Origin of the sequence: Paenibacillus sp. PAMC 26794 (assembly GCF_000316035.1) — a bacterium.
Taxonomy (GTDB): domain Bacteria; phylum Bacillota; class Bacilli; order Paenibacillales; family Paenibacillaceae; genus Paenibacillus.
This window is the reverse complement of record NZ_ANHX01000068.1, coordinates 19,725-29,641: the sequence shown is the minus strand read 5'-3', so window position 1 is coordinate 29,641 and position 9,917 is coordinate 19,725. Positions and strand designations below refer to the sequence as shown.

General features: G+C 50.3%; 7 protein-coding genes and 6 tRNA genes. All 13 read left to right on the top strand.

Annotated features, from left to right (window positions below):
• Positions 1-45: 45 nt before the first annotated feature.
• The 13 genes from D829_RS0122310 (at position 46) to D829_RS0122250 (ending at position 9,720) form a co-directional block, all read left to right on the top strand.
• Positions 46-126 (top strand) — tRNA-Leu (locus D829_RS0122310).
• Between the two features lie 10 nt (positions 127-136).
• A tRNA-Gly gene (locus D829_RS0122305) sits at positions 137-211 on the top strand.
• Positions 212-217: 6 nt separating this feature from the next.
• Positions 218-294 (top strand) — tRNA-Arg (locus tag D829_RS0122300).
• 17 nt (positions 295-311) lie between these two features.
• Positions 312-390 (top strand) — tRNA-Leu (locus tag D829_RS0122295).
• 7 nt (positions 391-397) lie between these two features.
• Positions 398-471 (top strand) — tRNA-Pro (locus D829_RS0122290).
• 10 nt (positions 472-481) lie between these two features.
• A tRNA-Gly gene (locus tag D829_RS0122285) sits at positions 482-552 on the top strand.
• 393 nt (positions 553-945) lie between these two features.
• Entirely contained in the window at positions 946-2,811 is a 1,866-nt protein-coding gene (gene iolD, locus D829_RS0122280; RefSeq protein WP_017691143.1) for a 3D-(3,5/4)-trihydroxycyclohexane-1,2-dione acylhydrolase (decyclizing), read from the top strand.
• 53 nt (positions 2,812-2,864) lie between these two features.
• A complete protein-coding gene (gene iolE, locus D829_RS0122275) occupies positions 2,865-3,767 on the top strand; it encodes a myo-inosose-2 dehydratase (protein WP_017691142.1) in 903 nt (300 codons plus the stop codon).
• Between the two features lie 199 nt (positions 3,768-3,966).
• Complete coding sequence (gene iolC / locus D829_RS0122270; RefSeq protein WP_017691141.1) at positions 3,967-4,977, top strand: 5-dehydro-2-deoxygluconokinase; 1,011 nt, start codon at positions 3,967-3,969, stop codon at positions 4,975-4,977.
• 99 nt (positions 4,978-5,076) lie between these two features.
• Entirely contained in the window at positions 5,077-6,552 is a 1,476-nt protein-coding gene (locus tag D829_RS0122265; RefSeq protein WP_017691140.1) for a CoA-acylating methylmalonate-semialdehyde dehydrogenase, read from the top strand.
• Positions 6,553-6,619: 67 nt separating this feature from the next.
• Complete coding sequence (iolG, locus tag D829_RS0122260; protein WP_017691139.1) at positions 6,620-7,672, top strand: inositol 2-dehydrogenase; 1,053 nt, start codon at positions 6,620-6,622, stop codon at positions 7,670-7,672.
• A 111-nt stretch (positions 7,673-7,783) separates the two neighbouring features.
• Entirely contained in the window at positions 7,784-8,590 is an 807-nt protein-coding gene (gene iolB, locus D829_RS0122255) for a 5-deoxy-glucuronate isomerase (protein WP_017691138.1), read from the top strand.
• Positions 8,591-8,712: 122 nt separating this feature from the next.
• Positions 8,713-9,720, top strand: a complete 1,008-nt coding sequence (locus D829_RS0122250) for a LacI family DNA-binding transcriptional regulator (protein ID WP_017691137.1) — start codon at positions 8,713-8,715, stop codon at positions 9,718-9,720.
• The last annotated feature ends 197 nt before the right edge of the window (positions 9,721-9,917 follow it).

The following is a 9,917-nucleotide window of genomic DNA, read 5'->3' as shown; positions in this document are numbered from 1 at the left end:
ATCAGGGTGTCGAAGGTTCGAGCCCTTCATGACTCACCATTATATGCGCGTGTGGCGGAATTGGCAGACGCACTAGACTTAGGATCTAGCGTCTTTGACGTGGGGGTTCAAGTCCCTCCACGCGCATCCCTTATTTGCGGAAGTGGCTCAGCGGTAGAGCATCGCCTTGCCAAGGCGAGGGTCGCGGGTTCGATTCCCGTCTTCCGCTCCAATATTTGCGCCCTTAGCTCAGCTGGATAGAGCGTTTGACTACGAATCAAAAGGCCGGGAGTTCGAATCTCTCAGGGCGCGCCATTATAACTTCATATTTTGCCGGCGTGGCGGAATGGCAGACGCGCTCGACTCAAAATCGAGTGGGAAACCGTGGAGGTTCGAGTCCTCTCGCCGGTATAGATAACGGGATGTAGCTCAGCTTGGTAGAGCACCTGGTTTGGGACCAGGGGGTCGCATGTTCAAATCGTGTCATCCCGATTGTTGTTATGCGGGTGTAGTTCAATGGTAGAACTTTAGCCTTCCAAGCTAATAGCGTGGGTTCGATTCCCATCACCCGCTTAAATATTGATAAGAAAGAGATGGTATTCACCGTCTCTTTCTTTTTTTTGCATTCTCAGGCATATTGATTATGATTGTATACGAAGATCAACGGATTATATGGCTGATTAGCATGTACCAACATGTATTCCATCCTCACGATATATTTCCCCCTTTTTTAAGTCTGTTCTTAGTAAGTGTGGAAGTGTTCAAATAGAGAAGGTCTAACACATGTTCGAACACAAGAATATCTTTTCTTTACCACATTTTATAAAAACGCTTACAAAAATAACTTGCGTAAATCATTAACCTGTAATACCATATCAATTAAGCGCTTAACCTTTAGGGGTAAGGCGCTTAAACTTAACGTAGATTAAGCGCTTAACCCGTAAAGGAAAGGACGGCGATCAATTCATGAAAACAATACGACTGACGATGGCTCAGGCACTGCTTCGATACCTGGATCAGCAATATATCTCGGTTGACGGGGTGGAAACCAAGTTTGTGAAGGGAATCATTGGCATTTTTGGACATGGCAACGTAACAGGCATTGGAGAAGCGCTGGAGCGCAGTCCGGGAAGCCTGACGTATATGCAAGGCAAGAACGAACAAGGTATGGTGCATACGGCAGCTGCCTATGCCAAGCAGAAGAACCGTAGACAGATCTATGCGTGTACAACATCCATTGGACCTGGTGCTTTGAATATGATTACAGCAGCGGCTACCGCAACGGTGAACCGGATTCCGGTTTTATTGCTCCCTGGAGATAACTTTGCTACACGGGAACCGGACCCGGTACTGCAACAGTTGGAAGTGAGCAGTGATTATACAATCTCAGCCACTGATCCATTCAAAGCCGTCAGCAAGTACTGGGATCGTATTGTTCGTCCCGAACAGTTGATGATTGCTGTTACACAGGCCATGCGTGTGCTAACCGATCCAGCAGAGACGGGAGCAGTAACGCTCGCACTGCCGCAGGATGTGCAGGCAGAGGCGTACGATTATCCAGAATCGTTCTTTGCCCGCAAAGTACATTATCTGGATCGTCGCCCCCCGGTACAGGCAGCCATTGAACGGGCAACGGAGCAGATTGCCCGGGGCAGAAAGCCGCTGCTCGTTGCAGGCGGCGGTGTGTTGTACTCTGAGGCATCCGCCCAGCTCGTGGAATTCGCCGAAGCATTTGGTATTCCGATCGCCGAAACGCAGGCGGGCAAGAGCGCAATCTCTTGGGACCACCCACTGAATGTGGGGGCCATCGGGGTTACCGGCTCTCTGGCAGCCAATAGGCTGGCGAGAGAAGCAGACGTTGTGATCGGCGTCGGTACTCGTTTCTCCGATTTTACGACGGCGTCCCGCTCTGCTTTTCAACATCCGGAAGCTTCATTCATTAACATTAACCTGAATGGCATGGATGCTGCCAAGTTAGGCGGGGAAGCCATTTTGGCAGATGCACGCGAAGGATTGCAGGCTCTGCAGAAGGAATTGCAGCAAACACAATACCGAAGTGCATATGGCGCATCCGAAGTTGCTGATCTCCGCGCTGAGTGGAATGCAGAAGTGGATCGGCTGTATGCAGCTCAACATGAAGCAGGGCTGGCACAGACTACAGCAGTTGGCATCGTTAACCGGACCATTGATCCATCCTCCGTCATAGTGTGTGCGGCAGGCAGTCTGCCGGGTGACCTACATCGTCTGTGGCGTGCGGCTGAACCAAAGACATACCACATGGAGTATGGGTTCTCCTGTATGGGGTACGAGGTAAGTGGAGCGTTTGGAGCAGCACTTGCCGAGCCGGATCGTGAAGTGTACGCGATGGTCGGTGATGGCAGTTATCTGATGCTGCATTCGGAGTTTGTGACCAGTTTGCAGGAACAGAAGAAGATGACTATTTTATTATTCAACAACAATGGATTCCAATGTATTCATAATTTACAGCGGGAACATGGTAGTGACGGGTTCGGCAATGAGTTCCGTTATCGGGAATCCGAGAGTGGACGACTGACCGGGGATTACATGCCAATGGACTTTGCTGCACATGCCCGAAGCATGGGAGCCAAATCCTATAGAGCGGAGACAGCAGAACAGCTGGAACAAGCACTCCGAGATGCGAAGAATGAAACGGTGAGTACGTTGATTGAGATTCCGGTCGTGCCTGGAACCAACGCAGGTGGATACGAGTCATGGTGGAATGTGGGTGTACCTGAGGTATCTGCCGAAGAAAAGGTAGTTCATGCTCATCACACTATGCAAGCCAACCGTGCCAAAGCAAGACCGATTTAATCCGGTTTAATATACTGAACCACAATGTTGAACGACAAAGGAGACGTGGAGCAATGAGCAAGCTGCCATTCCAGCTTGGGATTCATCCGATCAATTGGGTCGGTGAAGATGTGAAGGAGCATGGTGATGCGACAACGTGTGCACAGATTCTGGATGACATTCAGCGTCTCGGGCTGACAGGTACAGAGATGGGACGTAAGTATCCAACCGATCCTGCTATATTGCGTGAGGAATTGAGTAAAAGAAATATCAAGCTGGTCTCCCAGTGGAAATCGGTACTTTTCTCCGACCCGGCGTATCGTCAGTCCGAGCTGGACAGTTATCGCAGACATGCGGAATTTCTGCAATCCATGGGCAGTAAGGTGATCAGTACGGCGGAGGTAGGCGGGTCACTTCATTTTGATCCAAGACGAACTCCGAATGAAAAAGAAGTACTCAGACTCAACGAATCTGAATGGCATATCCTCGCTGAAGGGTTGAACGAAGCAGGAGCTATTGCCCGCGAACATGGGTTGAAGCTTACGTACCATCATCATGGAGGCACAGTGGTAGAGCAACCGGATGAGATTGATCGACTGATGGAGCTGACAGACCCTTCTCTCGTGTATCTGCTCTATGATACTGGTCATGCCTATTATGGCGGAGCCGATCCACTTGAACTGCTACGCAAACATTATGATCGGATCGCCTATATCCATCTGAAAGATATCCGCCCTCATGTGCTGGATGAAGCACGAGCGGAGCAATCTGACTTTGTCGGTTGCATTCGTAAAGGCGTGTTCACCGTACCAGGGGATGGATGCATTGATTTTGCACCAATTCTGCAAGAACTGATCACACGAGGGTACGATGGCTGGGCGATGCTTGAAGGAGAGCAGGACCCTGCGATTCATAACCCATATGAGTATGCGAAGCGATCTTTGAACTATATGGAGTCGTTATACCAACACAGCTGATTCGTTTAGCATTGCAGCGGTCAGAGGCCACAGCTATGAAGTGAAAAAGGAAGAAGGCCAGCAAGAGTATAACGTTACGATTGGAAAATAAAACTGACTTACTCTAGCCGTTTACGAGTCCTCACGATGGAATGAGTAACTAGTCTAGATATCGATATACAACATGTAAAATCCCACTACAGAAAGGGGCCCACATGCAATGACTTACGTATCCTTTCCGGTATCCAGGAAGAAGGATTTCACCGCGATTGGCCGCTTGTGCATCGACTTGAACGCCAATGAGATCAATCGCCCGATGGAAGAGACGATGACGTTCACGAAGTATGTTGGCGGCTCTCCGGCCAATATTACGATTGGCATGTCCAGACTGGGTATGGAGACGGCTTTTATCGGTAAGATCGCAGGTGACCAGATGGGCAGATTCATCCAGAGTTATTTGGAGAAGAACGGCATCGACACATCGAATGTAGTTACAGATGACACCGGAGCGGTGACGGGGCTTGCTTTTACCGAAATTAAGAGCCCAACCGATTGCAGTATCCTGATGTACCGGGACAATGTAGCTGATCTGTTATTACAGGCGCAAGAGGTGCAGGAGCAGTTGATTGCTGACTCCAAAGTACTGCTAATCTCAGGCACAGCCCTGGCGCAGAGCCCATCTCGTGAAGCTGTATTACAGGCACTAACGTATGCGAAAAAACATGGCACAGTTATTGTGTTTGATCTGGACTATCGCCCATACACATGGACATCGGACGAAGAGACAGCGGTCTATTACAACCTTGCAGCCGAGAAATGCGATATCATCCTCGGTACACGTGAAGAGTTCGACATGATGGAGACATTCGATCACAATCCGGATCATAGTGATCAGGTGACTGCACAGAAATGGTTTGATTTCTCAGCGAATATTGTAGTAATCAAACACGGCAAGGAAGGGTCCATTGCTTATACGCGTGAAGGGCTTTCCCACCGCGCTGACAGCTATCCGGCAAAAGTGGTCAAAACGTTCGGTGCAGGCGACTCCTACGCAGCCGGGTTCCTGTATGGATTGATGCAGGGTTGGACGATTGAGCGCAGTATGGCTTATGGCAGTGGCGCAGCAAGTATCGTCATTTCAAGCCACAGCTGTTCGGATGCCATGCCAACGGTCGAACAGGTAAATGACTACATCGAACGTTGCAATCGGGGCGAGATTACCGCGCTCTGAAGCTCGTTGCAATACTTTGAATAACACACTCATACAGATCAACATCAATGATATAAGTTCAACATAAGGGATCACACATAAGCGAAGGGAGACAGGGCTATGGGAAAAGGAATTTCTGAAGCGTCTGCAACAGCGACAATGGTACAAAACTGGATCGGAGGTGCCTGGGTAACCCCAGTGGCAACTCGTACGGAGCCGGTTGTGAATCCGGCCACGGAAGAAGTTATTGCACATGTGCCACTGTCCGAACAAGCGGACGTGGATCTTGCGGTTCAGACAGCACGAGAAGCGTTCAAATCCTGGAGCAGCACACCGGTTCCGCGCCGTGCACGTATTCTGTTCCGCTACCAGCAGCTGCTGGTAGAGCATTGGGAAGAACTCGCTCGCCTGGTGACGCTGGAGAACGGTAAAAGTTATGCCGAAGCGTACGGCGAGGTATTGCGTGGCATTGAATGCGTCGAGTTCGCGGCAGGTGCCCCGAATCTGATGATGGGCAAACAACTGCCTGACATCGCGACAGGACTGGAGTCGGGCATGTACCGCTACCCGATCGGTGTTATTGGGGGAATTACCCCATTCAATTTCCCGATGATGGTACCGTGCTGGATGTTCCCGCTGGCTATTGCGTGTGGTAACACCTTTGTCCTGAAGCCGTCCGAGCGCACACCGCTACTGGCAGGCCGCCTGGCAGAGCTGTTTAAGGAAGCAGGGCTTCCGGACGGCGTGCTCAACATTGTTCACGGTGCGCATGATGTCGTGAACGGTCTGCTTGAACATAAGGATGTTCAAGCGATCTCCTTTGTCGGATCACAACCTGTAGCTGAATACGTCTACACCACTGCATCCAAACATGGCAAACGGGTACAGGCACTGGCTGGTGCCAAAAACCACTCCATCGTTATGCCGGACGCCGATCTCGATCTAACCGTGAAAGAGATTACCAGTGCAGCTTTTGGTTCAGCAGGGGAGCGTTGCATGGCATGTGCGGTTGTTGTGGCTGTGGGTGATGTGGCTGACGAACTGGTACAAAAGCTGGTGGAAGCAGCAGATCGCATTACCATTGGTAACGGTATGGATGAGGGCGTGTTCCTCGGTCCTGTCATCCGTGGACCACATAAAGAGCGTACACTCAGTTACATTGAAGCCGGAGAGCAGGAAGGCGCGGCATTGATCCGGGATGGACGTAAGGATCAGGCGACAGGTGAATCTGGTTATTTTGTAGGGCCAACGGTATTCGACCAAGTTGATAGCAATATGAAAATCTGGCAGGATGAGATATTTGCTCCAGTACTTTCGGTGGCAAGAGTGTCTACGCTGGAGGAAGCCGTTGAGCTTGCGAACCGTTCTGATTTTGCCAACGGGGCGTGTCTGTTCACCCGCAGCGGAGCGAGTATGCGTCAATTCCGTGAAACGATTGATGCGGGCATGTTGGGTATTAACCTGGGCGTACCTGCGCCAATGGCATTTTTCCCGTTTTCGGGCTGGAAGAAGTCATTCTACGGTGATCTTCACGCCAATGGCACGGATGGTGTTGAATTCTACACTCGCAAAAAGATGGTAACGGCGCGCTGGTAACACCAGAGCATCACTCGGGCTAAGGGAACGCCTAGCCCATATGGACGCACATAGGGAGGATAACGGAATGGGCAAGGACAAAGTGAGAATTGGCATCATCGGTGCTGGACGGATCGGCAAAATTCATGCAGACAATCTCCTGCGCAACCCGCATGCTGAGATTGTGGGAATCAGTGACTTGTTTGCAGGTCCTGAATTGGAGGCTTGGGCCTCCGACCGCGGCATCCCTGTTGTAACAACGGATAGCAGCCAGTTGATCTCGATGCCTAATGTAGACGCGGTGCTGATCTGTTCTTCAACCGATACACATGTGCCGCTGATCGAACAGGCCGCCCAGGCGGGCAAACATATCTTCTGCGAGAAGCCGGTCAGCATGGATCTGGCACAGACCCAAGCGGCGGTAGCAGCAGTTCAGAAGGCTGGTGTGAAGCTGCAAATTGGTTTTAACCGCCGCTTCGATCACAACTTCAGACGGATACGTGCGCATGTGCAGGATGGTACGATTGGTGATCCGCATATTATCAAAATTACGTCTCGCGACCCGAGTCCACCGCCTGCCGAGTATATCCGGGTATCTGGCGGAATCTTCATGGACATGATGATCCACGATTTTGACATGGCCCGGTATCTGTCCGGGAGTGAAGTGGAAGAAGTGTACGCTCAGGGCAACGTGCTGATCAATCCGGTCTTTGCAGAACATGGCGATGTGGATACCGCAATTGTTACGATGACTTTTGCTAATGGAGCGATTGGTGTTATTGATAACAGTCGTCAGGCTGTATACGGATACGATCAGCGTGTTGAAGTATTTGGCTCGATGGGCAGCGCCGCAGCGGCGAATGATCATCCGAATACAGCTGAGATCAGTACAGCGACCGGGCTCATGCGCGACAAACCGTTACACTTTTTCCTGGAACGCTACAATGAAGCGTATGTACAGGAGACAGCCCTCTTTATCGATGCAATCATTCATGATACACCAGTTATCGTAGATGGTCACGATGCAGTACAGGCAGAACGAATTGCGCTGGCAGCAAAAATGTCCATGGAGCGGGGAAGACCTGTGAAGCTGAGTGAAGTCCCTGGGGTGTCACTGGAATCGCAAACGGCAACGCCATAGGTGGATGATTAAAGTCACTTTTTTGAATAGAGGGCATGAATAGTCCAAGTTTTTGTTTTTTTATAAGTATCAGGTTGTTGTGGACGACTACAGAAAGGAGTGGATGGCAAGATGTCAGAACGTATTGTGAAACCCGTGGTCAACCCGGAGGGAGACGGTACACTTATAAACGTAACACCGGAGTCGGCGGGGTGGGAATATGTTGGCTTTCAGGTAGCGAAGCTGGCGGAGGGGGAGACACTAACCCGTGAGAGCGGTGATCAGGAACTCTGTGTGGTGCTCCTCAGCGGTTTCGCCAATGTAAGTACCCGGGAGCACACATGGGATAATATCGGAAAAAGAATGAGTGTTTTCGAGAAAATCCCGCCGTATTCAGTTTACGTCTCAACTTCCGATCAAGTGCAGATCACAGCACGTACCGAGCTGGAAATCGCTATATGTGTTGCACCCGGTAAAGGCACATACCAGGCTCGTCTCATTGCACCCGAAGATGTAGGGGTAGAGGCGCGAGGATATGGTAATCTGGAACGCCAGATTCACAACATTTTGCCGGAACAAAAGGAAGCGGACAGTTTACTCGTTGTTGAGGTATTCACGCCAGATGGTCATTGGTCTAGTTACCCGCCACATAAGCATGATCGGGACGCACTCCCGGATGAATCTTTACTGGAAGAAACGTATTATTTCCGTGTGCAGCCTGAACAGGGGTTTGCCATTCAGCGCATATACACGGACGATCGCTCTGTGGATGAGACGCTTGCAGTGAAGAATGGCGAAGTGGTGCTTGTTCCGGACGGATATCATCCGGTAGGTGCTCCTCCGGGGTATGAGGTCTACTATCTGAACGTGATGGCTGGCCCAACTCGGACCTGGAAATTCCATAATGACCCTGACCATGAGTGGTTGATGAAAAAGTAAAACAGTTCATGCTCTACACATTGTGCTGGTTTCAAGTTGCGTATGCAGACTTCCCCCTGCATAATGAGAAGAAGAGAACAATTATCTATGTATATTATATATAGCACAAATGGGGAAAAACAATGAAAGCAACCATATACGATATAGCACGCGAGGCGGGTGTATCTATTGCAACCGTCTCGCAGGTCATTAATGGCAAAGGCAAGATCAGTGAGAAGCGGCGCGCCGAGATTATGGAGATCATGGAACGCCTTCACTATCAACCCAGCGCGATTGCAGCTGCACTTACAGGTAAGCAGACATATACATTGGGGCTGCTCGTACCGGACATCTCAAACCCGTATTTCGCAGAACTGGCCAGAGCGGTCGAGGATCGAAGCCGTCAATTGGGCTACAGCGTGGTCATCTGCAGTACAGATAATAAGGACGAGCGGGTAGAGCGTTATCTGAATCTGCTTCAGCAAAAAAGGGTCGATGGCATGATGATCGGAACCGGGATCGATAATGCCGAAATTTTATCACCTCTCTTGCAGCAGTCTATCCCTGTCGCTTTGATTGCCCGTCATATGCCATCCCTGTCGGTACATACGGTCACCATTGACGACATACTCGGCGGAGCACTCGCAGCGGAGCATCTGCTTGAACTTGGGCACACCCGTGTAGCGGTATTGTCGGAACCGTCCAAAGTCAGCAGCAGTCAGGAACGTGTACGTGGATTCCGTGAAACACTGATCAAGGCAGGTCATACGCTGGAACCGAATCAGATCAGAGAATCCGCAGCTGACCTGAGCTCTGCCAAAAAAGAGGCGCTACTGCTGCTCGGTGAGAACGATCACCCAACAGGCTTGTTCTGTTGTAATGACATTCAAGCCATCGGTGCACTTCAGGCAGCCAAAGAGCTGGGGCTACGCGTGCCAGAGGATGTGTCGATTATCGGGTTTGATAATACGATTCTGGCTTCGGTAACCAGTCCACCACTTACGACCGTTGCCCAGCCAATTGAAGAACTGGGACATCGCGCTGTAGATCTGTTGATTGAAGAGTTAAAGGATGAACAAAAAGAGCCACAGAAGATTGTGCTGAAGCCCGAACTGGTTATCCGAGAATCTGCAGGCCGTGTACTGCGCTGAAAACAATTAGGTTTCTGATGTAACCTGACCTGTCGTGAGTCCAAGCCTACGTGTGTCATATTCATGGCTAGGGATAAGGGGTGTCGTCTTGCCTCGTTCTGAATAGGTAATATAACAAAGTAACAAACAAGCCGTGTTCACCCTATGGGAGAACGCGGCTTGTTTGTTTAAATATTCAACTTTTATTTTAGCTACTA